At 67.9% G+C, this 23276-nt stretch carries 23 protein-coding genes, 1 tRNA gene and 1 pseudogene; 12 read left to right on the top strand and 13 right to left on the bottom strand.

Annotated elements, in window-relative coordinates; translation table 11 throughout:
• Nucleotides 1–344: 344 nt before the first annotated feature.
• The 3 genes from ACR2MZ_RS11210 to ACR2MZ_RS11200 all read left to right on the top strand — a co-directional run bounded on the left by ACR2MZ_RS11210 (nucleotide 345) and on the right by ACR2MZ_RS11200 (nucleotide 2337).
• Complete coding sequence (locus ACR2MZ_RS11210) at nucleotides 345–887, top strand: RNA polymerase sigma factor (protein WP_434005122.1); 543 nt, start codon at nucleotides 345–347, stop codon at nucleotides 885–887.
• On the top strand, nucleotides 878–1618 hold the full coding sequence (locus tag ACR2MZ_RS11205) for a hypothetical protein (RefSeq protein ID WP_434005121.1): 741 nt from the start codon (nucleotides 878–880) through the stop codon (nucleotides 1616–1618). The genes ACR2MZ_RS11210 and ACR2MZ_RS11205 overlap by 10 nt, the downstream gene beginning before the upstream one ends.
• A 278-nt stretch (nucleotides 1619–1896) precedes the next feature.
• Nucleotides 1897–2337 (top strand): iron chaperone, encoded by a 441-nt coding sequence (locus tag ACR2MZ_RS11200; RefSeq protein ID WP_434005120.1) that lies wholly within the window; start codon nucleotides 1897–1899, stop codon nucleotides 2335–2337.
• Nucleotides 2338–2438: 101 nt separating this feature from the next.
• On the opposite strand, the gene ACR2MZ_RS11195 is transcribed toward ACR2MZ_RS11200, so the two are convergent.
• Nucleotides 2439–2515: transfer RNA gene (locus ACR2MZ_RS11195), tRNA-Pro, on the bottom strand.
• A 90-nt stretch (nucleotides 2516–2605) separates the two neighbouring features.
• Here ACR2MZ_RS11195 and ACR2MZ_RS11190 point away from each other — a divergent pair.
• On the top strand, nucleotides 2606–2758 hold the full coding sequence (locus ACR2MZ_RS11190) for a hypothetical protein (protein WP_434005119.1): 153 nt from the start codon (nucleotides 2606–2608) through the stop codon (nucleotides 2756–2758).
• A 50-nt stretch (nucleotides 2759–2808) separates the two neighbouring features.
• Here ACR2MZ_RS11190 and ACR2MZ_RS11185 read toward each other — a convergent pair whose 3' ends face one another.
• Genes ACR2MZ_RS11185 through ACR2MZ_RS11175 form a run of 3 tightly spaced genes read right to left on the bottom strand, consistent with a single transcriptional unit; the run spans nucleotide 2809 to nucleotide 7489 of the window.
• Nucleotides 2809–5073 carry a xanthine dehydrogenase family protein molybdopterin-binding subunit gene (locus ACR2MZ_RS11185; RefSeq protein ID WP_434005118.1) on the bottom strand — a complete coding sequence of 755 codons (2265 nt, stop codon included), beginning with the start codon at nucleotides 5071–5073 and terminating at the stop codon, nucleotides 2809–2811.
• Between the two features lie 38 nt (nucleotides 5074–5111).
• A complete protein-coding gene (locus ACR2MZ_RS11180) occupies nucleotides 5112–6566 on the bottom strand; it encodes an aldehyde dehydrogenase family protein (protein WP_434005117.1) in 1455 nt (484 codons plus the stop codon).
• Entirely contained in the window at nucleotides 6563–7489 is a 927-nt protein-coding gene (locus ACR2MZ_RS11175) for a dihydrodipicolinate synthase family protein (protein WP_434005116.1), read from the bottom strand. Before ACR2MZ_RS11175 ends, ACR2MZ_RS11180 begins: the two co-directional genes overlap by 4 nt.
• Before the next feature lie 100 nt (nucleotides 7490–7589).
• Here ACR2MZ_RS11175 and ACR2MZ_RS11170 point away from each other — a divergent pair, with 100 nt between their 5' ends.
• Nucleotides 7590–8117, top strand: coding sequence for a sigma-70 family RNA polymerase sigma factor (locus tag ACR2MZ_RS11170; RefSeq protein ID WP_434005115.1), 528 nt, complete (start codon nucleotides 7590–7592; stop codon nucleotides 8115–8117).
• Entirely contained in the window at nucleotides 8114–8854 is a 741-nt protein-coding gene (locus tag ACR2MZ_RS11165; RefSeq protein ID WP_434005114.1) for a hypothetical protein, read from the top strand. The genes ACR2MZ_RS11170 and ACR2MZ_RS11165 overlap by 4 nt, the downstream gene beginning before the upstream one ends.
• A 25-nt stretch (nucleotides 8855–8879) precedes the next feature.
• Here the strand turns inward: ACR2MZ_RS11165 and ACR2MZ_RS11160 are convergent, their stop codons facing one another.
• The 7 genes from ACR2MZ_RS11160 to ACR2MZ_RS11130 all read right to left on the bottom strand — a co-directional run bounded on the left by ACR2MZ_RS11160 (nucleotide 8880) and on the right by ACR2MZ_RS11130 (nucleotide 15852).
• On the bottom strand, nucleotides 8880–9680 hold the full coding sequence (locus ACR2MZ_RS11160) for an S-methyl-5'-thioadenosine phosphorylase (RefSeq protein WP_434005113.1): 801 nt from the start codon (nucleotides 9678–9680) through the stop codon (nucleotides 8880–8882).
• Nucleotides 9673–10827, bottom strand: a complete 1155-nt coding sequence (locus tag ACR2MZ_RS11155) for an NAD-dependent epimerase/dehydratase family protein (protein ID WP_434005112.1) — start codon at nucleotides 10825–10827, stop codon at nucleotides 9673–9675. Before ACR2MZ_RS11155 ends, ACR2MZ_RS11160 begins: the two co-directional genes overlap by 8 nt.
• Nucleotides 10824–11507 carry a TIGR04282 family arsenosugar biosynthesis glycosyltransferase gene (locus ACR2MZ_RS11150; protein ID WP_434005111.1) on the bottom strand — a complete coding sequence of 228 codons (684 nt, stop codon included), beginning with the start codon at nucleotides 11505–11507 and terminating at the stop codon, nucleotides 10824–10826. The genes ACR2MZ_RS11155 and ACR2MZ_RS11150 overlap by 4 nt, the downstream gene beginning before the upstream one ends.
• A 2-nt stretch (nucleotides 11508–11509) precedes the next feature.
• On the bottom strand, nucleotides 11510–12217 hold the full coding sequence (locus ACR2MZ_RS11145) for a glycosyltransferase family 2 protein (protein WP_434005110.1): 708 nt from the start codon (nucleotides 12215–12217) through the stop codon (nucleotides 11510–11512).
• Nucleotides 12214–12702, bottom strand: coding sequence for a hypothetical protein (locus ACR2MZ_RS11140; RefSeq protein ID WP_434005109.1), 489 nt, complete (start codon nucleotides 12700–12702; stop codon nucleotides 12214–12216). The genes ACR2MZ_RS11145 and ACR2MZ_RS11140 overlap by 4 nt, the downstream gene beginning before the upstream one ends.
• A 106-nt stretch (nucleotides 12703–12808) precedes the next feature.
• On the bottom strand, nucleotides 12809–14350 hold the full coding sequence (locus ACR2MZ_RS11135; RefSeq protein WP_434005108.1) for a molybdopterin-dependent oxidoreductase: 1542 nt from the start codon (nucleotides 14348–14350) through the stop codon (nucleotides 12809–12811).
• Nucleotides 14347–15852, bottom strand: coding sequence for a DUF2079 domain-containing protein (locus tag ACR2MZ_RS11130; RefSeq protein ID WP_434005107.1), 1506 nt, complete (start codon nucleotides 15850–15852; stop codon nucleotides 14347–14349). Before ACR2MZ_RS11130 ends, ACR2MZ_RS11135 begins: the two co-directional genes overlap by 4 nt.
• A 263-nt stretch (nucleotides 15853–16115) precedes the next feature.
• On the opposite strand from ACR2MZ_RS11130, the gene ACR2MZ_RS11125 reads away from it, so the two are divergent.
• Nucleotides 16116–17354 (top strand): Zn-dependent hydrolase, encoded by a 1239-nt coding sequence (locus ACR2MZ_RS11125; protein ID WP_434005106.1) that lies wholly within the window; start codon nucleotides 16116–16118, stop codon nucleotides 17352–17354.
• A 43-nt stretch (nucleotides 17355–17397) separates the two neighbouring features.
• Here ACR2MZ_RS11125 and ACR2MZ_RS11120 read toward each other — a convergent pair whose 3' ends face one another.
• Entirely contained in the window at nucleotides 17398–17562 is a 165-nt protein-coding gene (locus tag ACR2MZ_RS11120; protein WP_434005105.1) for a CsbD family protein, read from the bottom strand.
• Nucleotides 17563–17686: 124 nt separating this feature from the next.
• Here ACR2MZ_RS11120 and ACR2MZ_RS11115 point away from each other — a divergent pair, with 124 nt between their 5' ends.
• The 5 genes from ACR2MZ_RS11115 (at nucleotide 17687) to ACR2MZ_RS11095 (ending at nucleotide 22922) form a co-directional block, all read left to right on the top strand.
• Nucleotides 17687–18799 carry a pyridoxal-phosphate-dependent aminotransferase family protein gene (locus ACR2MZ_RS11115; RefSeq protein ID WP_434005104.1) on the top strand — a complete coding sequence of 371 codons (1113 nt, stop codon included), beginning with the start codon at nucleotides 17687–17689 and terminating at the stop codon, nucleotides 18797–18799.
• Complete coding sequence (locus ACR2MZ_RS11110; protein ID WP_434005103.1) at nucleotides 18796–19542, top strand: ABC transporter ATP-binding protein; 747 nt, start codon at nucleotides 18796–18798, stop codon at nucleotides 19540–19542. Before ACR2MZ_RS11115 ends, ACR2MZ_RS11110 begins: the two co-directional genes overlap by 4 nt.
• Nucleotides 19539–21203, top strand: a complete 1665-nt coding sequence (locus tag ACR2MZ_RS11105) for a putative ABC exporter domain-containing protein (protein WP_434005102.1) — start codon at nucleotides 19539–19541, stop codon at nucleotides 21201–21203. The genes ACR2MZ_RS11110 and ACR2MZ_RS11105 overlap by 4 nt, the downstream gene beginning before the upstream one ends.
• Before the next feature lie 42 nt (nucleotides 21204–21245).
• On the top strand, nucleotides 21246–22280 hold the full coding sequence (locus ACR2MZ_RS11100) for an alpha/beta hydrolase family protein (RefSeq protein WP_434005101.1): 1035 nt from the start codon (nucleotides 21246–21248) through the stop codon (nucleotides 22278–22280).
• A gap of 180 nt (nucleotides 22281–22460) precedes the next feature.
• A complete protein-coding gene (locus tag ACR2MZ_RS11095; protein WP_434005100.1) occupies nucleotides 22461–22922 on the top strand; it encodes a hypothetical protein in 462 nt (153 codons plus the stop codon).
• 95 nt (nucleotides 22923–23017) lie between these two features.
• On the opposite strand, the pseudogene ACR2MZ_RS11090 reads toward ACR2MZ_RS11095, so the two are convergent.
• Nucleotides 23018–23125, bottom strand: a pseudogene (locus ACR2MZ_RS11090) (hypothetical protein); the annotation flags it as partial.
• Nucleotides 23126–23276: the final 151 nt, after the last annotated feature.

The following is a 23276-nucleotide window of genomic DNA, read 5'->3' as shown; positions in this document are numbered from 1 at the left end:
AGCGCTGAGTCACTCAGCAAGGCGCAGGTTCCTGCGCCGGGGGAGGTGTTGCCCGAGCTGGCGGCTGCCAGTTAGTTGTTATGGATGACGTGGACATCGTCATACACCACTTGACAGGACATGGCCCGAGAGAGACCTGCCATGCCGGCGACCGCTGACAGCGTGTCACGGCTTCCGCAGCGCTAGTCTTCATTGATTGCTCTCCAGGCGTCCTACTGAACCGATGCCATCAGGTGGGTCGCCGGTTTCAAGCTTTTTCGGCGGTGTTTGAAAGCTTCTTGGTCCTAAAAGAGCCCCGATGACGTGAGGCCGCCTGTGTCCGCATCTATACGATCCCTGGGACCGTGAGCGACGCAGCCGCAGCGGACCTACTTGGTAGGGCGAAGAGCGGAGAGCGTGAGGCCTTTGAACAACTGATCGGCCCGCTCATCGAGCCCGGGTATCACATCGCCTTCGGCATCATGCGGGACAGGCAGGAGGCGGAGGATGCCGTCCAGGAAGCCGCCCTAACCGCCTGGCGCAAGATCGGACAGCTGCGCGAAGAGTCATCCGCCCGGGCGTGGTTCTTCAAGATCGTGGTCAATCGGTCGCGCATGCAGCGGCGCGGCCCCTGGCACTCCGTTATCAGGCTGCCCGACCTGGATGTGGTCGGGCGGTGGAATGAGGAGCGGACGGCGCGGACCCTCGACTTGAGGACGGCGGTGCGTGAGCTGGCTGAAAACGACCGACTGCTTCTGTTCCTTCACTATGGCTTGGATCTACCGCTCGAGGAGGTGGCTCCCGTCGTTGGCCTGAGTCCTGCCGGCACCAAGACCCGTCTCTACCGAGTCCTCAAACGCCTGCGTCCGGTACTGGCTGAATCGGAGGGTTCCATCCCATGGAAATAGGTCCCGACAAGCCGGCTCTTCGCGACGCACTGTACGAGGGCTTCGAGCCGCCCAGCCCTGAGCTGCGGGAGCGGGTACTGGCCTCGCTGCCGGTGGCAACCGCGCCGGCGCCAAGCCTGGTCGCCCACATCATCCACTGGCTTCAGGCGCACTGGCCCGCTCTAACGCTGGGTGGGGGAGGCGCCGCTGCGGTCGCTGTGGCAGTTGCGGTCATCCTGAATCAGTCGGCGCCTCCCCCACCGCCCACGATCGAGGTCTATGCGGCGTACGCCGACACGATTCGGACTGGCGCGCCGGCTGCCCCGCCGCCTTCGCCCTGGATGGGCTCTCCGGGCGTTGCCTTCGTCGGCGTCGGCCCTGACTTCGACGCGGGAGCCATCCGGATCGAGAACCGTTCGGGAACCAGCGTCACCATCGACCGCGTCACTGTTGACAGCGGTGGACAGCGCTTCGACATCTGGCAACCAGGTTTGAAGATCGCGCCCCATTCGACGCTGATACTGACCCAGACGGCGGTGCTCAGCCGGGCTCCCTTGACAACGAACTTCGACACCTCCGAGGCGAACCCGCCAGGCTGCCAGCCTGCCGGTGCGATACCTATCGTGCACGTGTCCATTAACGGCTCCGTTCGCAGCTATCGCGACGTCAACCGGGTTCTGAACGCGGGTGGGCTGGATGCGGGAAATTGCGGGGGTGCTGAGAGTCACGGCTGGGAGCGGCTTCCGGCGTAACCTCGGAATGCGCAGGAACTGAGGAAAGTGGTCGGGAGGCGGGACACTATTTGAAGCACGCGCCTGATGACTTCGATTGGCAGGCGATTCCCGCCGACACCCGCGCCCCGGTACGACTTTCCGGGAGACGCTCGCCGCACGCGGCCGCGTTCGATGCCGCGTGCAGGCCGCCGCGTTACGGGCGATGCGATCGAGCAGCTTTCGAGAAGCCGCCGCGGCGGCAGGCACCCTAGCATGAGGGTCGTTCCCATCAATACTCGCAGGGGAGGAAACCTCGAATGAAAGGCAAGCAGAAGACCGCCAAGAGCGCCAGCGCGAAATTCACAGACGAGGAACGAGCCGCGATTAAGGAGTACGTCCGAGAGAAGAAGGGGCGCGCCGACCATGCGGACGGGGAAAAAGACGTGCTCGCGAAGATCGCCGAGATGCCGAAGTCGGATCGCGAGATGGCCGAGCGGCTCCATACCCTCATCAAGGCCACCGCGCCCGACCTGACACCGAGGACCTGGTACGGGATGCCCGCGTACGCCAAGGACGGCAACGTCGTCTGCTTCTTCCAAAGCGGGCAGAAGTTCAAGACCAGGTACGCGACGTTGGGCTTCAGCGACAAGGCGAACCTCGACGAAGGCGCCATGTGGCCGTCCGCGTACGCTCTGACAAAGTTGACCGCCGCCGACCAGGCAAGGATCGGCGCGCTCGTGAAGAAAGCGGTGAGCTGAAGCCCTTGAAGCCATCGTCGAACGAGGACGAGATCCGAACGGCCGAGGCCGAGATCAGGAGGGCCCGAGGCTGCCGACAGCCGGTTCAAATAAGGGCAGTTTGGTCGGGGAGGCGGGATTTGAACCCGCGACCCCTTGGCCCCCAGCCAAGTGCGCTGCCGGGCTACGCTACTCCCCGAACCAGTGGCCCATTGTAGGTATCAGGCAGCCGCGGTACCATCAGCCCAACTCTTGGTGAAGTCACTTCCCATTGAAGGAACGGAGGCAGTTGGCGGATAACGGAGAGCGGCCGAGCCTGGTGGAGTGGTCGCTCATCCTGGTCTTGGTCGCGATCCTGGCCACCACCGCCCTGCTGCTCCTCGGCGATCAGGTCAATCGGGTGATCCCGGGCTTCACCGCTTGGCTCGGCAGCTGGCTGTAGCCGGTCAGAAGACGGGTCAACTTGGACGTACCTAACCAGGGAGGCGGCCTTTAGAACCGTGGCCCGATCAGCGACCTCACCCGCTCAGGGCTGAGCGGCAGCTCTGTCACCTTCAGCTCAGGCGTCAGGTGCCGGAGCGCTCTCTCGACAGCTCCCGCAATCGCGGCAGGCACAGGGATGGTGCCGCTCTCCCCCGCTCCCTTGAAGCCCTCAGGATTCGCCTCGGTCGCCGTCTCCTGGTGCAGAAGCTCGGCAGCGGGCACCTCGGGTGGGCCGGCCAGCGAGTAGTCGAGGAAGGTGGCGCTGGCCAGCTGGCCCTCAGCGTCATAGACAGCCTCCTCGAAGAGCGCGTAGCCGAGCCCGTGCGCGAAACCGCCCTGCAGCTGGCCCTCGACCAGCATGGGGTTGATCGAGCGGCCCACGTCGTGAGCGATGACGTAGCGCTCGATGTCGATGCTGCCGGTCTCGGGGTCCACGCTGACGAGTGCGCCATGGCAGCCGCTCGAGTAGGCCGTCTCCCCCTTGGGCGTGAAGCTCTCCACCACCTCGAGACCATCCTCCGGCAGCACCTCCAGCGCCGAAAGCGCTCGCGCCGGCGTACCCCGAACGGAGATGCGCCCATCGGCCAGGATCAGGTCGGCGGTGTCCGCCTCCATCACCTCGGCCGCGCGCTCCAGCAGACGGCGGCGTAGTGACCGTCCCGCCTGGGCGGCCGCATTCCCGACGTAGGTCGCCGACCGGCTGCCCGCCGTCAGCAGCGCCCAGCCAGATCCGTCCGTGTCGCCGGCGGTCACCTCCACCTGCTGCAGCGGCCAGCCGACGCGCTCAGCGATCACCTGAGCCGCGACAGTGCGATGGCCCTGACCGCCGGGCGTGGAGCCGACGAACAGCCGCAGCCGACCGTCCTTGTCCAGCCGCGCCCGCGCCGGCTCCTTGCGGCCGAAGCCGCTCGACTCGACACAGCACACCACCGCCCGACCGACGAGCCGACCGTCCTCTCGCCGACCCTCCTGGACCTCGCCCAACGCCTCCACCACCGTGTCGAGCAGACGAGGATAATCGCCACCGTCGTAGACCACAGTCCCGCGTCCAGCCGGCACCCTGGTGTCGTACGGCATCTCCTCCGGCTGGATCAGATTCCGCCGCCGCAGCTCCACCGGATCGAGCTCCAAGTGCTCAGCCAGGCGGTCCATCAACCGCTCGATGGCGAAGTTCCCGACCGGGCGGGCGCCCCCCCGCACGAAGCCTGTCGGCACAGTGTTGGTGTGAATCACCTGCGTGGTCAGTGAGGCGGCGGGCAGGTGATAGGCGGAGATCATGTGCGGCATCATGATGCCGCCCTGGCCGGTGCCGGACGCGCTGTATGCACCGGCGTCGTGGATCAAGCGCCCGCGGAGGCCGCGCAAGTGACCGTCCCGATCGGCCGCCAGTTCCAGCTGCAGGTTGGTGCTGTGGGCGTGGGCGGTGCTCAGCGTGTCCTCGGTCCGGCTCGCCGTCCAGGTGACCGGGCGTCCCAGCCTGCGGCTGGCGAGCCCTACCAAGATCTCCTCCGGGTAGACCTCGCCTTTGGGGCCAAAGCCACCACCTACGTCGGTGGCGCGTACGCGTACGTGCTCCTTTTCCAGTCCCAGCAGGCGGGCCAGGTTGTCGCGCACGCCATACGTCCACTGCGTCGATAGCCAGACGTCCAGATGACCTTCCGCCCAACTGGCAGTGACCACGCGCGGTTCCATGTAGCCGCCGCAGATGCGGGCGACAGTCAGCTTCTCGGCGACGACCACCGGTGCGTCGGCGAAGGCAGCCTCCACTTCGCCGAACTCAAGCGTGCTCTCGCCGATGAGGTTGTCAGCGACGTCTTCCTGAACGAGCGGCGGCTGTGCCTGGGTCGCAACCGCTAGGGTCGGCGCCGCCGGCAGCGGTTCGAGGTCGGCGGCCACCATCTCCAGAGCGTCGGCCGCCTGATAGGACGTCTCCGCCACCACCACCGCCAGCGGCTCGCCCTGATAGCGGGCAGTGCCGTCGCCCAGGACCCGCCGGGGATGCGCCTTGAACGTGGGGTCAACCGAGTCGCCCAGACCGTCCGCGATCTGGGGCAGGTCCGAGAACGCCCAGGCGGCCAGCACACCTGGCGCCTGGCGAGCCGCGCTCAAATCCAGGGCCTTGATGCGAGCGTGCCCGAAGGGTGAGCGATAGACCGCCAGGTGCACCAGCCCCGGTAGCCGGTGATCTCCTGCGTACTCTCCGTGGCCGGTGATGAGGGGAGGGTCCTCCACCCGCCGCAGCCGCCGGCCGATCAACCCCTCTCCTTCATCCATGGCTTGAGGATAGGTAGGCGCGGCCGGTCGGCGGACGACTATCCCCCGGCCAGCTTGACGGCCACCGTCTTCGTCTGGGTGTAGGCCCGGAGGGCTTCAAAGCCCTTCTCCCGGCCGTGGCCCGAGCGCTTGAAGCCGCCGAAGGGCAGCTCCACACCGCCGCCGGCGCCATAGGTGTTGATGTAGACCTGGCCCGCCCGAACCTCCCGGGCCAGCCAGTGGGCTCGGCCCACGTCGGTGGTCCAGATGGCGGCGATGAGGCCGTAGTCGGTGGCGTTGGCAAGGCGCACTGCCTGCTCCAGGTCCGAGAACGGCGTTACTGCCAACACTGGGCCGAACACCTCCTCCTGAGCGAGCTTGGACTCGGGCGCCACTCCGTCGAACAGCGTGGGCTGAAAGAAATAGCCGTCCCTCAGCTTCTCGTCAGCGGGCGGCGAGCCGCCGCAGACCAGGCGCACGCCAGAGCCAACTGATTCGACAAAACCCCGGACGCGGTCTCGCTGCCCGGCCGAAATCAGCGGACCCAGCTGGGGGTCGTCAAGGCCGGGGCCGATGCTGATGGCTTTCATCCGCTCGGCCACTAGCCCTACCAAACGTTCGTGGACCGGTTCGGCGACGAGCAGCCGGGAGCCCGCCGAGCACGTCTGGCCGGCGTTCTGGATGATGGAGTTGACGATCACCGGAGCCGCCGCTTCCAGGTCGGCGTCCGCCAGCACCAGGTTGGGCGACTTGCCGCCCAGCTCCAGCGTCACCGGGATGACGTTCTCGGCGGCCGCCCGGCTCACTATCCGTCCGACCTCGACGGAGCCAGTGAACCCCAGGTGGTCGATGCCCTGGTGCGCGGCCAGCGCCGCCCCGGCTTCCTCACCCAAGCCGGGCACGACGTTCAGAGCGCCAGGCGGCAGCCCCGCCTCCAGCGCGATCTCGGCCAGCCGCAGCGAGGTGAGGGGCGCCTCCTCGGCGGGTTTCAGAACGCAGCAGTTGCCGGCGGCCAGCGCCGGCGCCGCTGTGCGGGAGGAGATCTGGATCGGGTAGTTCCAGGGGATGATGTGACCGGTGACGCCAAAGGGTTCGTTGAGCGTGTAGATCAGCACGTCGCTGGGGCCGGGCACTGTATCGCCGAAGAGCGCCTCCACAGTGTCCGCGTAGTACTCGAAGTAGCGCGCCGCGACGCGCACGTCCGCGCGGCCCTGGCTGAGCGGCTTGCCTGTGTCAAGCGTTTCCAGCCGAGCCAGCTCCTCCGAGTCTCGCTCGATCAGATCCCCAATGCGCCGCAGGAGCCGGGCGCGCTCCACTGCTGTGGTCTTCCGCCAGGCTGTCTCGAACGTGTGCCGGGCGGCGGCGACCGCCTGGTCAATCTCCTTGGCTCCGCAGCGCGCCACCTCGGCCAGCGGCTCGCCGGTCGAAGGGTTGACGACCGAGAAGGTGGCGGCAGCTGCCACAGGCTCACCGCCGATGATTGCCTTCCTAACCTCAGTCTGGGTCGAGCTCATGTCCTCGCCTCCTGCAGATCGGGGACCGGGAAAGCGTCCAGCGCGCCGAGGCGTCGCACGGTGTCTGCCAGGTCTCTCTTCACCCCTTCATGAAGTTCTGGCCCGGGCCTGCGCACGAATGAGTGATCGATCAGTCCCCGCAGCTGAAGCAGATGCTTGCGGACGGCGATCGAGATGCCGGGCTGGGCCTCAGTGGCCAGAAGCGGGAGGTAGTGGAAATAGGTGGCCGCCGCGGAGTCGACGTCGCCGGCCCTCCAGGCTTGCCAGATCCTGACCAGTACCTCGGCGAAGGCGAAGCCGTTCATGGTCCCGGCGGCGCCGCGGCGCAGCTCGTCGAACAGAAAGTTCCCGCTCAGGCCGCCAAGCACTGTGACGGCGTCGCCGGTCAGAGCCAGCGTTTCGGCCACCCGCTGGGGGGTCGGCAGGCCCTCCAGCTTGATGGTCTGGATGGCCGGCACGGCGTCAGCCAGCTGCGCCAGCTGGGCAGGCGTCAGGGTGACGCCATTGACAGGTGGGAAGTCCTGCAGAACGACTGTGAGGCCGGCCTCCTCCCCAATGTTTCGAAGGTGCGCCGTCAGCGCCGGCCCTGGCTGCAGGAACGTGGGGGGCGCGACCATGACCGCTACCGCGCCGGCGGCCGCCGCCTCCTGTGCCATCTCCACGGCGACGCGGGTGCCGTCCTGAGAGACGCCACAGCACATCGGCGCTCGACCGTTGCTCGCGGCTGCCGTCAGCTCCAGCACCCGGCGGCGTTCCGCCTGGTTCAGCTTCTGCGCCTCGCCCGCCACGCCCAGCACGGTGATCCCGTCGACCCCCGCCGCGATGACGCTTTCCAGCAGCCGGTTCAGGCTGCGCTCGTCGATCTCGCCATCTGGCTGAAACGGGGTGGCGAGGATGTTCCAGACGCCTTTCAGGGGATGCACGTTCTCAAGGTAGTCATTTGGCGGCCAGCCTCAGGGCGTTCGGCTCGAAAAGTCTCGCCTCGAATGGGAATGCTGGGGTTCGAGGAGGGTTGCACTACATGTGGACCAGGAGACGGCTCTCGGGGGCATCCGGGACGAGCTCGAAGCGCTGCAGCCCAACCTGATGCGTTTCGCGCGGTCGCTGACGGCCAGCCAAGCCGATGCCGAGGACCTGGCCCAGGCGACGCTGGAGCGCGCGATCCGATTCGAAGCCAGCTTCGAGCCCGGGACGAACGCGAAAGCCTGGCTCTTCACCATCTGCCGCCGCCTGCAGCAGCGCAGCTGGCGAGCCCAGCGCACGCGCCCCAGCGTGCAATCGCTGGCCGAGGTGGGCGACGACGACATTCTCGTCAGTCCCCTGTCAGTCGAACCAACAGTTATGCGGCGTTTCGAGGGGCAGGCGATTCTCGACGCCCTGGCTCAGCTCAAGCCCGAGCACGCGGTGCCAGTTCGTCTCTACGCCGGGGAGGGCATGCCCTACCGTCAGATCGCCGAGGTACTGGATCTGCCCCTGGGCACTGTCATGTCCCGCATCTATCGCGGCCGGCGGATGCTCGTGAAGCTGTTGTTGGAGGCGGGGTTGCCGTGAACTGCGACACCGCCCGCATTTACGCCGGAGCCGTCGCCGACGGCGAGGTCGACGGCGTCCCAGCCCCGATCCTCGAGCACATCCGCCAGTGCCACGACTGTTCGACCGAAGTGCAATGGCAGCGGGAGGCACAGGTGGCGCTCGCGGCGGCGATCGCCGGGAAGGAGCTGCGCCGGGTACCGGCGGCGCAACCAGCACATTCGCTGCGTTCGCTGAGCAATCTGCCCTTCGTGGCAGCGATCGTCAGGCGGCGAAGCCTGGCGTTCGCCGGAGCGGCGGCGGCGGTGGTTCTGCTGCTGATTACCGCCACTGTGGCTGGGCTGCCCGGCCGGCTGGCGAACCCAGGACCGGGAGCCGACGCAGCGATGAGGGATGCTGCCAGTGCCTACGGACGCCCGGCGGCGTTCACCAGCACCGATCCCGCCGCAATCTCCGGCTGGTCCGCTGGTCGGGGGATGCCAGCCGAGGTGGTAGCCCTCCCGGACGAGACGGTGACAGGCGCCAGGGTCTCCACAGTCGAGGGGCACCAGGTCCTGACCATCATCTACACAGGTCCCCGGGGGACCACCGAGGTGAGTGTCATCCCCGCGGCGATGGCTGGCGGCTGGCCGACGATGGAGGCTAAGAAGGTGGGTAACGCTCCAGTCGGTCTGGTGCGCCGGAGCGGGGACAGCATGCTAATCGTCGCGCCGGATGATGCCGGTCTGCATCAGGCTATGACTACGCTGCAAGCCTGAGTCCCACGACCCGCTGCTGCGGCCCTCAGATCCTGGCCTCGGCGGCCAACGCCTGGCATTGACAGACACCCGCGCTGTCCAGACCCTCCACTATCGCGCTGATCAGCTGACGCGCCTGGCCCATGCCCTGGCGCAGCACCTCCAGAACCGACTGGGCTGTCACCGGCGGGGCATCGGGATCACCGATGACGCCGGCGTCGCGATCGGTCACCACCGAGAGGTTCAGATAGCAGAGCCCCAACTCGCGAGCCAGCGCAACCTCCGGGTACTGCGTCATGTTGACGACCGCCCAACCGGACTGTGCGAACCAACGGCTTTCGGCCCGAGTGCTGAATCGAGGCCCCTGGATGACAACCACGGTTCCCTCGCCGTGGACGCGGATTTGGAGCTGGCAGGCGGCCGTGCTGGCCAGAGTCCGCAGGGCTTCGCAATACGGGTCGGCCAGTGACGCATGGATGACGCAGCCCGGCGCGCTGTAGGTGTCAGCGCGGCCGCTGGTGCGATCGACCAGCTGGTCGCAGATGACTATGTCCCCCGGCAGGATCCCGGGCTGCAGACTTCCGGAGGCGGCCGGGGCGATGACCCTCCGAACCCCCAGCTCCTTCAGCGCCCACAGGTTGGCCCGGTAGGGCACGTGGTGTGGGGCCAGTTCGTGGTCGCGTCCGTGGCGGGGCAGGAACGCCACTGTTTCGCCGCCCAGGCTGCCGATGCTCACAGCGTCGCTGGTCTTGCCGTAAGGGGTGTCGAGCCGGATCTCGTCGGCGTGGTCGAGGAGCCTGTACAGGCCGGAACCGCCGATGACCGCGACCTGAGGAGCTTCAGCCAATCGTGCTGCTCCGGCGAGGGGCGGTTGCCGCAGCCGTCCGGCGGAGCATCCCGGTGTCCCGAAGCCGAGCTGCGGCGCTGCTGAAACACTCGGCGATGGGGTCCTGGGCGCGAATCCAGTCGAGGTAGGCGCGCAGCCCTTCGCGGAGCCCGACCCGAGGGAAATGGTTGGCGGCTTCGGCCCGGCTGGTGTCAGGGGTGAGCGCCCGGATCTCGCCGACCCGAAACTCGCCGCTGAGCACCGGCTGGAGCGACGGATCCAACTCGGCGCAGAGCAGGCTGGCGAGCTCGAGGATGGAGGTTGCGGCTCCCGACCCGATGTTCACAGGGACGCCGTCCCAGGTGTCGGTCACGGCCGCGAGCAGGTTGGCCCGCGCCACATCGGCCACGAACCCGAGATCCCGGGTCTGGCGGCCGTCCTCGAAAACCACCGGCGGCAGCCCGTTCAGGATCCGGGTCACAAAGATGGCGATCACTCCTGTGTAGGGATTGCCCAGGGATTGCCGCGGGCCGTAGGTGCAGGAGTAGCGGAGCGGGACTACCGGAATGCCGCTCTGCAGACCCCAGGCCAAGCTCAACCTTTCCTCGGCGTACTTGCTCACGGCGTAGACGTTCTCGCCTCCGGCGGCCGCGCTTTCCGGAGTCAGGGCTGGCTGCGCGATGCCGCCACACAGAGGACATGGAACGTCGAACTCGCCCGTCTCGAGCAGATTCAACGCACGAGCCGGCGGAAATTGCAGCCCGTGCTGATCGCAGTTCACGGCGCCCTCGCTGTAGACCGCCTGCGATGAGGCCAGGACCACCTTGCGCACAGACAGGCCGTCAGCGCGGATGGCCTCCAGGATGCGCGCGGTGCCCACAACGTTGACATCGATGAACTTGGCGACCTCGGGCATGTAGCCGCCGTAGGCCGCCTGGTGGAAAACCACGTCGACGCCGGCCAGCGCTCGCCGCACGGTTGTTGGCTCCCTAACGTCCCCCCTGATGAACTCGGCGTCAGGATTGACATGTGGCGCTGACTCGGCGTGCGTCACGGGCTCCAGGTTGTCGAGAATCCGTACGCGCCAACCCGAGTGCAGCAGCTGGTCCACCAGATGCGAGCCGATCAGCCCGGCGCCGCCGGTCACGAGGGCGGTCTCGGCGCTCATCGGCTGCTGAGCACCGGAGCCTGGGTGTCTGCACTGACGGCGGCCAGAGCAGCCCGCGTCGCCCGCAGATGCGGGAGGACGGCGGCCACCGCAGCCAGCCGCTCCAGGTCGGCGACCTCGTCGACATCGAACGTCTCCGGCAGGAATTGCAGGTCCAAGTTCAACCGGCGCGCACGCTCGACGATGTCAGCAGAGGCTCTCCGGGTACTCAACTCGACGCCGCGCACGACGTCGTGATCGCCCCCCAATCCGAGCAGGTAGTAGCCACCGTCAAGCACCGGTCCCAGCACCACGTCGGCATCTGCCAGCGCAGCCAGGGCAGCGCGCATGCCTGGGCCGACAAGCTGGGGTGAATCGGAGGCGACGATGACAGTCGCGGCGGCGCCTTCCCGAAAGGTGTCGCGGAAGAGATTGGCCTGCCGCTCGGACCACGTATCGCCTTTCTGCCAGTGGGTAGCTACCTGCCGCGAACCGAGCGCCGGCGGCTGCCAAGCCGGTGTCCGCGGGAGGAACCAGCCGGCGGGGAGGCCGGCGCCGCGCACCTCGGCCGCAATGTCGTCCAAGAATGCCGCATAGAGCGCGCTCGCAGCATCGTCGCCTATGGCGCGGGCGAGACGGGTCTTGACGGAGCCCGCCACCGGAGGCTTGGCGGCTATGTACAGCACCGGGGATGTCACCACCACTACGCGCTGCCGACCGGCTCCCAATTCCTGCAGCGCCAGAGCGAACGGAGAATGGAGATCCCGGCGCCGACGCTGCCGCGAAGCGTGCCGCCCACCTTGGACCGGCCGGCGCGGCGCCGGTAGGCCACGGGCACCTCGACGTAGCGCAGCCCGAGGCGGGCCGCCTTGGCGGTCATCTCGATGGTCCAGCCGTAACTCATCTCGCTCATCGCCATCGTCAGGAGCGCTTCCCGGCGGATCGCCCGCATTGGCCCGGGATCGCTCACGCCCAACCCGTACTTCCGGCGCAGGATCGCCGCAGCAAGGCGGTTCCCCAGCAGCTGCTGCGGGGTCATCGAGCCGGCTTCTCGGTCAGCCGCAACCCGAGCGCCGACACTGAGGTCCGCCCGTTCGGCGAGCAGAGGCTCCAGCACCGTCAGAGCCGCCGAGGTGTCATCAGCGCCGTCGCCGTCCAGCAGCAGGAGCACTTCGGCGCCGCCAGCCGCGCGCACTCCCGCCAAGCAGGCACGACCGTAACCCCGGCGGGGCTCGCTGACCACTTGAGCACCGGCTTCGGCGGCCCTGACGCCTGTCCTGTCGGTGCTCCCGTTGTCGACCACGCAGACAGTCGCCGGCTGGGGCAGCTCGGCCAGGAGCCGGCGAACCACGCCGGCGATCGCGTCCTCCTCGTTGAGCGCCGGGATGACCGCAACCACAGTTGTCGTCATCCCCGCAGAAACCTTCCGAACGGCTCGGGCAGGAACACTGGATGCGTCCGGGCACCCCAGAACGGTGCCGGACCGCCCGGAGTGAGCACGACCGCGTGACGCCGGCCGGCGCGCCGGGTGAACGCCTTCGCCAGGATCATGCCGGGTGGGCAGTTGGGCGTGCCGCTGACGCGGGCGTCGGGCACCCACCAGGACCCGGGGAGGTGTCCGGCTTCAGCCCTGCGTGTGAACCGCTCAGCGACCACCTGGGCTGCAAAGCGCAGCTCTCGGTCCGAGGCAAAGCTGATGGTCAGAACCACCTGGCGGCTGCGCCAGACGCCGCGGGTCGCAAATCCATCACCAGGAGGCCGCCACCCGTGATGCGCGGCGACGGACCCCTCGGCCTCCGACACTGCGATCTGCGCTCCCCGGCTGGCCACCTCGCGGATGAAGGCCCCGAGGTTGAGGTCCTCGGCATCGTCGCCCCTGTACATCCTGTAGCTCATGGTCGGCCGGCGCGCGGCAAGGTACGCGATCGAGCACTCCAACCCCCAGCCCGTAATCCGGCCGGCGCCAGCCAGGCGATCCAGGTGCCTCCTGGCGGCGGCCGCGTCACGCCACATAGACGCTGACTCGGTGCAGGCCGCTGGAGCCTTTGGGGACTATGTCCTCGTAGCTGGTCTCCTGCCAGGCCCCGCTGCCGTCACGGGCGCGAACCACCGCTTCGTAGCGCCCGGTCGACGGTACGGGCCACGTCCACTCGAAGTAGCGCCAGGCGTTCTGGCTGATCACCTCCTGCAGGCGGGCATCCACCCAAGAGGCGCCATTGTCTGTGCTCACCTGGACGGCGGCCACACCCCGGTTGCCGGCAAACGCGTGTCCCGAGACCAGGTAGTCGCGCCCCGCCACCAGACGCTGGCCATCCCTGAGGTTGTCGAAACGCGACCAGGTCCTAACGGTCCCCGCCTCGCTCCAACCTTGCCGCTGGTAGAAGCCTGTCCGAGGATTATCAGTCAGCAGGATGCGGGTCAGCCACTTCATCTGCTTCTCCCCGTACCGTCCCGGAAGCACTATCCGTGCGGGATATCCGTGGCGATCGGGAAGGGGCTCGCCGTTCATGCGCAGGGCTAGGATGGCGCCCGGAGTCGCTAACTCTTCGACCTGCACCGAGTCGTAGTAGCCGTCGATGGCACTGAGCTCGGCGTGGCTCGGCTCACCGCTGACTCCGGCAGGCGCCAGGACGTCCATCAGCCTCGGGCCCTCCCACCGGGCTGTGCTCATCAGCGAACCGCCCACTCCATTGGAAATGCACTCGAGCGTCGCGATGCTCTCCACCTGGGGCAGCGCCTGGAGATCGGCCAGGGTCAAGGTCAGCGGGCGATTGACCTGGCCCTCGATCACCAGGGTCCAGCGAGCCGCGTCTACCGTCGGGTCGATCAGGTTCTTGGAGACGACGTAGAAGTCCTTTGTGGGGGTGATCGGCCCCAGCGCCGAGGCGGGCGTGCCATAACCCTCGTAGCCAAGGTTGGATAGCTTCACGAGCTGTCGGACGCAGACCACAATGCCAGTCCCGCCGACCACGAGCAGGGCCAGCGCGGCACCCACACCTCCTACGACGCGGCGGCGGCCGGGGTCGACAGGCCTCGACTCTCGCTCGGCACCCGCGCCAGTCAGACCGACAAGGAGTAGGGCTGAACCTGCTGCGGCGGCGACGCTGATCCCCAAGTCCGCCAGCGCCTGGAGACGGCGCATGGCGCTGGTGCCGCCGTAGCCGTTGGCATCGAGGACCGTCCAGAAGAGCAGGCTCAGGAGAACCCAGCCCGCGCCAAACAGTGCGGTGGTAGCCGGGATCAGCCCCCACCTCGTGGCCAAGCGCTCGTAGACAGTCACGGCGACGCCGATGGCCAGCGCTATCCCGACGAGCGACGAGGCAAAGACTATCGGCTTCCCGTAAGGCCCGAGCGAGCTCAGCAGCCGGCCAAAGACGCTGGCCGGGATGAAGGGGACCAGCACGTCACTCATGGCCTCGGGCAGGGAGGGAACGCCCAGCGGAACACGAAGGAGGAGATTGACTGCGTCGAAGATGGCTCCGACCGCCAGGCCGGAGAGCAGCACCAGAGCTGTCGGGCGCCGGCGGCGTCGCTGATCCGTCACGCGGAGTCCGGCGGGATGGGGTCAAATCGCCTCATGGTCGGGGGGAGCAATCCTCCGACCGGCCGGTGATTCCCGCGAGGTTGCCAACCGTCCGACGCGGCCGGGCTCCACAGCTCAAGCCGGCCGTTGGTCCAGAGCAGGCGACGGTCGAGCCGCAAGGCGGCGACGCTTCGGTTTCGCGCCTGCCTGTCTGAATACGCCGGGATCCTTGCTGCGGAGTCGACCAGCACGAAGGCGGTGGGTGATGTATGGGGTAACAGATGCAGCTCTCGGCGGGAAGCGACCGCCACGGCCAGATCATCGTCGGCGTCGAGCTCGGCCCCCGCTGGAACCAGGGCCATCGCTGCGTGTACGCCACCCAGCTCGCTGGGCTCCGGCCGTTGTATGTACGCGAACAGCGGCAGGACCAGGCTGCCCGCCAGCGCCACGACCACGCCAGGCGTCACTGCCCCCGCCACCGCAACAGCGCGCGGCTGCCAGACCTGGAGCAGACGCCTGCCCCCCAGCGCCGCGGCCAGGACGAGGGGAAAGACCACGGGCAGCGCGTACTGGAGCTGCAGCTGAGGTTGTGGCTGGTGCAGGCTGAGCAGGGCCACCAGCAACGGAGGGGCGGCCAGTGCTGCGAAACGGGGTCGGAGCAGCGGTAGCAGGCAGAGTGCCACGAGGGTCAGCCCAAGCGCCCGCCAAGCCTGTGGCTGGAGGAGCAACCGACCCATCTCGCTCAGCCGCTCCGAGCTGAAGATCGCACCTGGCCCACCAACCGTGAGCCAGGAGTAATAAGTGGCGGTGTCGGTGACCATGCCCTGCCGGAACCACGGCATCACCAGCAGAAGGAGAACCACCCCCCAGAGCAGGGCGACCCCCGCGATCAGCCGGCCGATGCGCCGGTGCCCGCGATCCGCCGCCAACAGGATTCCCAGAACGGCTACTTGGTAGGCCTGGTCCTCCTTTGCCAAGAGGGCTAAACCGATGAGCGGCACGGCCATAACGCGCCGTCCGGACAGCATGGCCCAGCTTGCCAGTAACAGTGCGGGCAGGGCCAATTCCTCGGGGTGAAACCCAGACCAAGCGGCCTCTTGGAGTGGAGGCGTGAAGGGAAGGACAGTGGCCAGCACGACTGCCAGGCCGGTCCCCGTGGGTGTCTTGGGCAGGATCTCCCGGCAGGCCAGGAAGGCTGTCGGCGCCACCAGGCCTAGCGCCGCCGCCGAGGCCAGGGTCAGCGCTTGGGCGCCGGGCACTGCCAGCTCGAGAAGGGCGGGCAGGGCGAGGATGGGCGAGAAGTGCAGACCCAGGAAATTGCCCTGCAGAAAGCTGGCCTGAAACGGGTGACCATGGGCCAGTCCCCAGACCAGCTGCTGGAAGTAGGCGGTGTCGAAAGCAGGGATCGAGAGACGCTCGAGGCGCAAATTGCTGAACAGCGCCAGCAGCGCCGCCCAGGCAGCTCCCACGCCCAGGGGTATCCAGGGTATGGCCCGCGATGGCGCTGCAACAGATAACCTCAAAAGCCATGACTGCATCCAGCAGCGGTAATCCGTCAGCAGCTGCTTGATTCCGTCAGGGTCGGACCGCAGACGTCGTGCGCTGCGGAGGCGCGGCGCGCGGCTTGGCACCGCAACCAGAATCAGCTCTTCGCGGACATTTCCAGTACGACGGTCCAGCCGACGTTGAAAACGGTGCCAGCGCCGACTGAAGGGCTCTACGGTGAGCTGCGTCTGTCGAGCGCGGGGTTTCCAGCCGCCCGGCGCGGCAGGCCGCTGCAACCTCGATGACGCGGACGGCCATCGACGGCGAGCGTCTGCTCCGGGACATCGAGGAGTTGAACCGGCTGGGCGCCGAACCGGGACCGGGCACCAACCGGGTCGCCTACTCGCCGGCCGACATGGCTGGCCGGCGTCTGGTCGCTGACTGGCTCCGCGAGCTGGGCTTCAGCGTCAGCAAAGACGAGGCCGGCAACGTCAGCGCAGTGCTACAGGGGACGGCCGATGGCCTCGCACCCATCGCCCTCGGCTCGCACACCGACACGGTGCCCAATGGCGGCCCGCTCGACGGCACCCTGGGGGTCGCAGCCGCTGTCGCCTGCGCCCGGGCGCTCAGCGCGAGTAGCACGCGTCTCCGCCATCCGCTGGAGATCATCGACTTCGCCGCCGAAGAGGCGACCATGGGTGGTGGGCTGCTGGGCTCCCGCGCGCTGACCGGGCAGCTGGAGGAGGGCTTTGGCGCCGCTCCCGCTTGGGACGGCAGGCCGGTCTCGGAGCACCTCGCTGCTGCGGGACTGGACTGGCGGGGCCTGGCTGCGGCCCGGCGGGAACCCGGCAGCCTGGCAGCCTACCTCGAGCTTCACATCGAGCAGGGCGCCAGCCTCGATCGCTCTGGCATCCCGGTGGCTGTGGTGCCAGGGATCGTCGGCATCCGCCGCTACCAGGTGATCTTCACCGGCCAGGCCAACCACGCAGGCACCACGCCCATGGATCAGCGGGATGATGCGCTGGTCAAGGCGGTCCCCTTCGTGCTGGACGTCGAGCGGGTCGGTGGTGAGTTGGGACTCGTGGCCACGGTCGGCACCTTCGTCGTGCTGCCGGGGGCGAGCAACGTCATCCCGGGTCGCGTCGAGCTTTCGTTCGAGATCCGCAGCCTGGACGATCGCCTGCTCGACCGGGCTGAGGAGCGCCTGCTACGTACGGCTGTGCAACGTGGGGCGCAGACTGATCGAGTCTCGGCTGCCGCGCCTGTGAAGTCCTCCACTCAGGTTGTGAGCGCCTTGGAGGCTGCATGTGAACTGCTGGGCTACACGCACCGACTTTTGCCCAGCGGGGCCGGCCACGACGCCATGCCGATGGCCGCCATCACTGAGTCAGCCATGCTCTTCATCCCCAGCCGGGGCGGGATCAGCCACGCGCCGCAGGAGTACAGCACGCCCGAGCAATGCGTGGTCGGCGCAGAGGTTCTGCTGGCCGGCCTGATCGAGCTCGATACCCGGCTCGACTTGAAAACCGGCGGAAAATAAAAAAGGTCCGGCGGAAGCCGGACCTTTTCAGGGCACCGAAACGTCAGATCTTGCGGTCGCCCCTGCGCTCCGCGTCGTAGCTGGTTTCCTTGGCCGTGGACTTCACATCACCCACGCCCTGGCGAGCCTTGCCCTTGAGCTCCTCGCTCTTGCTGCCGGTGACCTTGCCCTTGACTTCCTCAGCCTTGCCCTTGATCTTGTCTTTCATCGCTTCTCCTTGAGTCCAATAGTGACCTACTGACTATTTTGCGCAGCTTACCGCATCCTCGGCATGATTGCGAGGCCTGTTCAGGCAGGCGAGGCGCTCCCGGTTGATCTTTAGACTGACCCGCATGGACGGGCGCGAGTTGCTGTTGATCCCGGGCCCTGTCAGCGTGGAACCTGAGGTTCTGGAGGCGCTGGGCATGCCTGTGCGCGCCCACTACGGCGAAGACTGGGCGGCCGACTATGCCCTTCTCACCGAAAACCTGAGGCAGATCTTCCGGACGCGGGGCGATGTGTTCCTGCTCTTCGGGCCCGGGACCGCCGCCAACGAGGCGGCCCTGGCCAGTGCGCTGGCCCCCGGCGACGAGGTGATCGTCTGCTCCAACGGCATGTTCGGTGAGCGGCTGCGCGACTTATCAGTGGCGCTCGGACTGCAGGTTCACCTGGTCACGGCGGAGGTCGGCTATCCGGTGCTGCCGGAGCTGGTCGAGGCGGCCATCTCGCGGCATCCGGCCGCGCGTCTTTTGGCAGTCGTGCACCACGAGACCAGTGCCGGCCTGCTGAACCCTGTGCATGAGATCTGCCGGCTGGGCCGCCGGCACGGGCTGCTGACGCTGGTCGACGCCATCTCTTCGCTGGGCGGCGTGGAGCTGGAAATGGATGACTGGGGCATCGACATCTGCAGCACTGTGGCGAACAAAGCCCTGGGCGGCCCGATCGGAATAGCGCCGCTGGCCGTCGGCGATCGAGTCTGGGCGGCGGTCGAAGACGGCCGGCCCAAGCGCACGGGCTGGTACCTGAATTTGAGCAACTGGCGTGACGCACCCCGCACGCAGAGCCCCATCCACCCCCACCCAACCACCATGCCGACCAACGTGATCGATGCCCTGGCGGTGGCGGTGAAGCAGATCCTCGACAGCAGCTTGGAGGAGCGCCACCGGCGCTGTGCCGGGGCGGCGGACCGCGTCCGGGAGGGCCTCGGTGAACTGGGCTTCAGCATGGTCGTGGAGCCGCCCTACGCGTCCCCTCTCTGCACGGCGGTTTGGAGCCGACCCGGGATGGACGTCGCGCGCTACCAGAAGTGGATGCGCAGCGAGCGGGGGCTGCGCTTGGGCGGAGGCTTGGGTCGGCTTTACGGAAAATCGTTCCGAGTCGGCCACATGGGCCGTGCGGCGGAGCCGGCCGTCGTCGACAGCTTCCTCAACGCGACCTCGGACTACCTGGCGCTCAGAACGGCTTGAGCGCCAGCCCGGCTGAGGTGCTTCCGGCCTCCGCCAGCCCCGGTCTGGTGGTCAGCGACTTGAGCAAGCGCTACCGCGGCAAGCTGGCCGTGGACCAATTGAGCTTCCGACTTCCCCGGGGCGAGGTCGTCGCGCTTTTGGGCCCGAACGGGGCGGGCAAGACCACCACCATGATGTGCCTGGCGGGGCTTGTGCGCCCGGATTCGGGCTCCATCGCCTGGCAGGACCGCGAGCTGGGACCCGAGCGGGGCCGCTGGGTAGCCCTCATCCCGGAGACGCCCGAGATCTACGGCATGCTCACCGTCTGGGAGCACCTGGTCTTCGTCGCCAAGAGCTGCCGGCTGCCGGCAGGCTGGGAGGATCGAGGGGACGGCCTGCTCGAACGGCTGGCGCTGGCGGCGGAGCGCGACACCCTGGCGGAAGGACTCTCCAAGGGCATGCGGCAGAAGCTGCTGGTGGCCAGCGTGGTCCTGGCCGGAGCGCCGGTTCTGCTGCTCGACGAGCCGATGATCGGCCTCGACCCGAGCGCCCAGCGCGAACTGCGCAAGATCATCCTGGAGCTGCGGGAGCAGGGCACAGCGGTCATGGTGAGCACTCATCTGCTCAGCAGCGTGGAGTCCTACTGTGACCATCTGCTGATCCTGAAAGAGGGCCGCTGCCTGGCTGCAGGGACCCTGCCCGAGCTCCTCCGAGAGCGTGGCAAGGGCTCGCTGGAAGAGGCTTTCCTGGACATAGTCGAATGAGCTCGGCGCTGGCCGGGCTGGAGCCGGCGCCGTGGACTGCGCTGTTCTGGCTGGAGTGGCGCCTGGCGCGAAATCGGGTGCGCGCGATTCTGCGCAATCCCCGCCGGCTCCTGCCCTGGTCGCTCTTCCTCATAGTCATGCTGCCGACGCTGTTCGGCAGGTTGGCGGCGACCCTGAGCCCCAACCGCTCCCGCCCGCGCCAGGACATCACGGCCGGCGACGATGCTGTGGCTCAGGCGGTACTGGTTCCCGTTGTGACGGCGGCCATCGCAGTCGCCCCCGGGTTGGGACTGATAGCCGCCGGCCTGCTGCTGCTGCTGGGCAGCCGCCGCTCGCCGCTCCGCTTCCAGTCGCCGGCCGATGCCCGCTTTCTGATCGGCTCCGGCTTGGATTCGCGGACCGTGATGTCCTGGCTCGCCCTGCGCAGCGCTCGCCGCCTGGTTCTGGTCTCCGCCTTCTACCTGGCTGTCTTCCTGATCTCAGTCCCCCTCTTCGGGACCGGCGCGGCGGGACTGAGCTCGCTGGCGACGGCTGTCATCGCGGCGGCCTGGCTCAGCACGGGCCTCTCGCTGACAGGCTTCAGCGCCAGCCGCCGCTGGCCGCGACAGGTGCGAATTGTCGCGATCGGGCTGGTGGCTGTCGGAGTGGCCGCCCTGCTCATGGGAGCAGCCAGCTACGTACTTTCGCCGCCTGACCCGGGCCAGCAGCGGCTGGCGCTGGCGACGCCGCCGGGAGGCTGGTTCTTGTCAGCCCTCGGCGGCAGCCGGCTGGCTCTGCTGGGGTTGGCGAGCTTGGGTCTGGCTCTTGTCGCGTTTGCCTGCGGCGTCGCCCGGGACTGCCTGCCGGAGATCTGGCAGCGCTCGACCCGGATGTTTGAGGCGCGGCGGAGCATGCTGCGGGGGGACCTCTTTCGTCGCCCGTCGGCCGCTGCTTCCGGTGAGAGCCGGCGTGCGCCGCGCGCGGTGAGGACCTCCGGCGGCTGGGTTCCGGGCGGCTCCCTGACCCTTGCCTGGAAGGAGTGGCTCACCTTGAGGCGCCGCCCCTTCGGACCCTGGCTGGTGCTGCTGGGGCTGCTCGGCCCCGTTGTCCTGGGCGCTGCCGCCAGCCGGACGCAGGGCGGCACCCGCGTTGGCCTCCTCTCGCTCGCCGCCGGAGGTGCGCTCTTCCTGGCCATCCTGAGGATGTCGATGGGGCTGGGGCCAGACTTGTCCAACCCCCTCTGGTGGCTATCCCCTGTGCCGCTGTGGCGCCGCCTGCTGCTCTTCATTGCCGTCCGGACCCTGCTGCCCTGGGCGCCTTTCCTGATCTTCAGCGGGACGGTGGCACTGCTCACCGGCTGGCCCTGGTGGGGACTGCCCGTGGTAGCCGCGCTCAGCTTCCTGGCACTTCTAATCTCGCAGGCGGTCTCGCTCACCGCCTACTCGCTGCTGCCGGCGCGCAGCGACCTGCGCTTGGTGCAGACGCTCAGGATCGGCCTCTTCTATCTCTCGGCGGCTGTGATCGGAGGCGCCGCACTGCCCGGAAGTCGCTTCCGCCAGCCCGCGGCGGCGCTGGGCGGCCCCCTGCTCGTCGCGCTGCTTCTGCTCGCGCTGATGATCTGGTTCAGCAGCCGGCGCATTGCCGGCAACGGGCTGGCGTTTGCCCGCGAGGAGAGCCAGTAGCCCACCGCTGAGAATGGGCTCTGAGTCGGTAGGGTGCCTGGCATGGGCCGGCGCTCAGCCCTTCTACCTGCTGTCCTGCTGCTGCTCCTGTCAGGTTGCAGCAACGCCTCGCCACAGGCTCAGAGTGCAAGGCCAACCACCCGGCCCAGCCCTGCCGCCCGGCCCACTCCCAGCCCGACGCCCGCGGCGACTCCAGCTCCGACTCCCCCGCTGCCCCCGTACTACATCGAGACACTGCGGGCGCAGAAGCATGAGGGTGGGACTCTCAGCATCGGGGAAGAAGTCAGCTGCCGTGGCTACAGCCTCTGCCTCCCGGGAGTGCACACCAAGCGCATGACCTGGCCCAGCGGCGGCCAGACGATGACAGGTCTCATCTCCCTGCCCGAGGGCCCAGGACCCTTCCCTGTGGTGGTCGTCAATCACGGCTTCATCCCGCCCGAGCGTTACGGCGAAGGTCAGGACTCGCTGATCTTCGGCGAGCCGATGGCTCAGCACGGCTTCATAGCCGTCGCCCCCAACTGGCCGGGTTATCTCGGCTCAGGTCCGGCTCCACCTGAGCTCCCGGCGCTGCTCGGACAGGCTGTCGCGGCGCTGGACCTGGTTGGCTCACTTCCCTCGCTGCCGCAGGCGGACACCACCAAGATCGCCTTTGTAGGACACAGCAACGGCGGTGGCGAGAGCCAGATAGCGATGGTCGTCGATCCCCGGATCAAGGCAGTGGTCCTGCATGGGCCTGTGAGTAGCGACATGCGCGACAACGCCCACAAGTGGTGGCTCACCCGGCCGGAATCCCTGGGCGCGCTCGGTACGCCGGAGAGCAACCCGGCAGGCTATGACCACATCTCGCCTCGCAACTACTTCCAGGCCGGCCAGCCCCCGGTTCTGATCATCCAGGGCACCGCCGACCACACCATCCCGCGGGAGTGGACCGAGGCGACCCTCGCCGCCCTGAAAGAGAAGGGAGTGCAGGCGGAAGTCATGTGGTTCCCCGGCGCCGATCACGACTTCGTGGGCGCAGATCTCAGCAACGCCGTCGCCGCCCAGGAAGCCTTCATCAGGAAGGCGCTGAGCATCTGAGCTCTCTTCGTCGAACGAGAAATGGGCATCATCAGCGGATGCCGAACACGCGTTTATCTGGAGTTGGGCAAGACCTGGGTGTTCGCCTCAGCTCTCGAGTGGCCGGGCTGGTGCCGGCGCGAGAAGGGGGAGGAAGCGGCCCTGTAAGCCCTCGCCGCCTACGCCGAGAGGTACGCCAGGGTGGTGGGTGGGGACTTTGCAGCTGGCAAGCTGGAGGTCGTGAGCAGGGTGCCGGGATCGGCGACCACTGACTTTGGCGCGCCCGGCGTGCCCGCACCGGATGACGACCGGTCACTTCCGGCCGCCGAGGCGGAGCGGCTGGGCCAACTCCTGCAGCGCTGCTGGACTGCGTTTGACGAAGCTGTGCGCAAAGCCTCCGAACAGCTGCGCAAGGGCCCGCGGGGAGGCGGTCGAGATAAGGCCGCCGTGGTCGACCACGTCCGGGAGGCGGAACGGAACTATGCCCGCACGATCGGCGTCAAGCTGCCACCGGGCAGTCCGTGGACTGAGCAGCGCGCGGCCGTGCTGGGTGCGCTGGGAACCGGGGGTGCGATCGGCGCCTGGCCGCCTCGTTACGCGGTCAGGCGACTCGCCTGGCACGTCCTGGATCACGCCTGGGAGCTGGAGGACAAGAGCCTCTAGTCCGTCCAATCCCCAAGTAGTTGAGGCGCTCCAGGTGGAGTCTCCTCCCCCCGCAGCTGCGGGGGAGGCAGGTGGGGCCTCCGAGCCGAATGTACTCAGAGCGTCGGCAATGGTCTTCTTTTGACACCTTCGATGTTCTCATCAATTTCGGCCACTCGGAATCTCAGCACCCGAAAGCCCATCTCGCCCAGCCCGTGATCTCGCCTCGCGTCGTAGACGAGCTAGCTTGTACGGCCCACAGGATGAGGCGACAGTAGCTCATCATCGAAGGCGCATCTTCCGAGCACCATAGACAAGCTCGGCGGGCGTTCGACCAGCGCTGTTGCGTCCGGTGTGGGAACGCTCAAAGTTGTA

Origin of the sequence: Candidatus Dormiibacter sp., assembly GCF_050999135.1 — a bacterium.
GTDB lineage: Bacteria > Chloroflexota > Dormibacteria > Dormibacterales > Dormibacteraceae > Dormiibacter > Dormiibacter spiritus.
The sequence above is the reverse complement of the archived record's forward strand: the minus strand, read 5'-3'. Positions and strand labels throughout refer to the sequence as shown.

What these genes read in the sequence shown, in the direction of transcription:
- ACR2MZ_RS11120 (WP_434005105.1), bottom strand. Translation starts at nt 17,562, where the DNA reads ATGAAAGACAAGATCAAGGGCAAGGCTGAGGAAGTCAAGGGCAAGGTC.
- ACR2MZ_RS11155 (WP_434005112.1), bottom strand. Translation starts at nt 10,827, where the DNA reads ATGAGCGCCGAGACCGCCCTCGTGACCGGCGGCGCCGGGCTGATCGGC.
- ACR2MZ_RS11185 (WP_434005118.1), bottom strand. Translation starts at nt 5,073, where the DNA reads ATGGATGAAGGAGAGGGGTTGATCGGCCGGCGGCTGCGGCGGGTGGAG.
- ACR2MZ_RS11115 (WP_434005104.1), top strand. Translation starts at nt 17,687, where the DNA reads ATGGACGGGCGCGAGTTGCTGTTGATCCCGGGCCCTGTCAGCGTGGAA.
- ACR2MZ_RS11105 (WP_434005102.1), top strand. Translation starts at nt 19,539, where the DNA reads ATGAGCTCGGCGCTGGCCGGGCTGGAGCCGGCGCCGTGGACTGCGCTG.
- ACR2MZ_RS11100 (WP_434005101.1), top strand. Translation starts at nt 21,246, where the DNA reads ATGGGCCGGCGCTCAGCCCTTCTACCTGCTGTCCTGCTGCTGCTCCTG.
- ACR2MZ_RS11145 (WP_434005110.1), bottom strand. Translation starts at nt 12,217, where the DNA reads ATGACGACAACTGTGGTTGCGGTCATCCCGGCGCTCAACGAGGAGGAC.
- ACR2MZ_RS11125 (WP_434005106.1), top strand. Translation starts at nt 16,116, where the DNA reads ATGACGCGGACGGCCATCGACGGCGAGCGTCTGCTCCGGGACATCGAG.
- ACR2MZ_RS11140 (WP_434005109.1), bottom strand. Translation starts at nt 12,702, where the DNA reads ATGAGCTACAGGATGTACAGGGGCGACGATGCCGAGGACCTCAACCTC.
- ACR2MZ_RS11205 (WP_434005121.1), top strand. Translation starts at nt 878, where the DNA reads ATGGAAATAGGTCCCGACAAGCCGGCTCTTCGCGACGCACTGTACGAG.
- ACR2MZ_RS11200 (WP_434005120.1), top strand. Translation starts at nt 1,897, where the DNA reads ATGAAAGGCAAGCAGAAGACCGCCAAGAGCGCCAGCGCGAAATTCACA.
- ACR2MZ_RS11180 (WP_434005117.1), bottom strand. Translation starts at nt 6,566, where the DNA reads ATGAGCTCGACCCAGACTGAGGTTAGGAAGGCAATCATCGGCGGTGAG.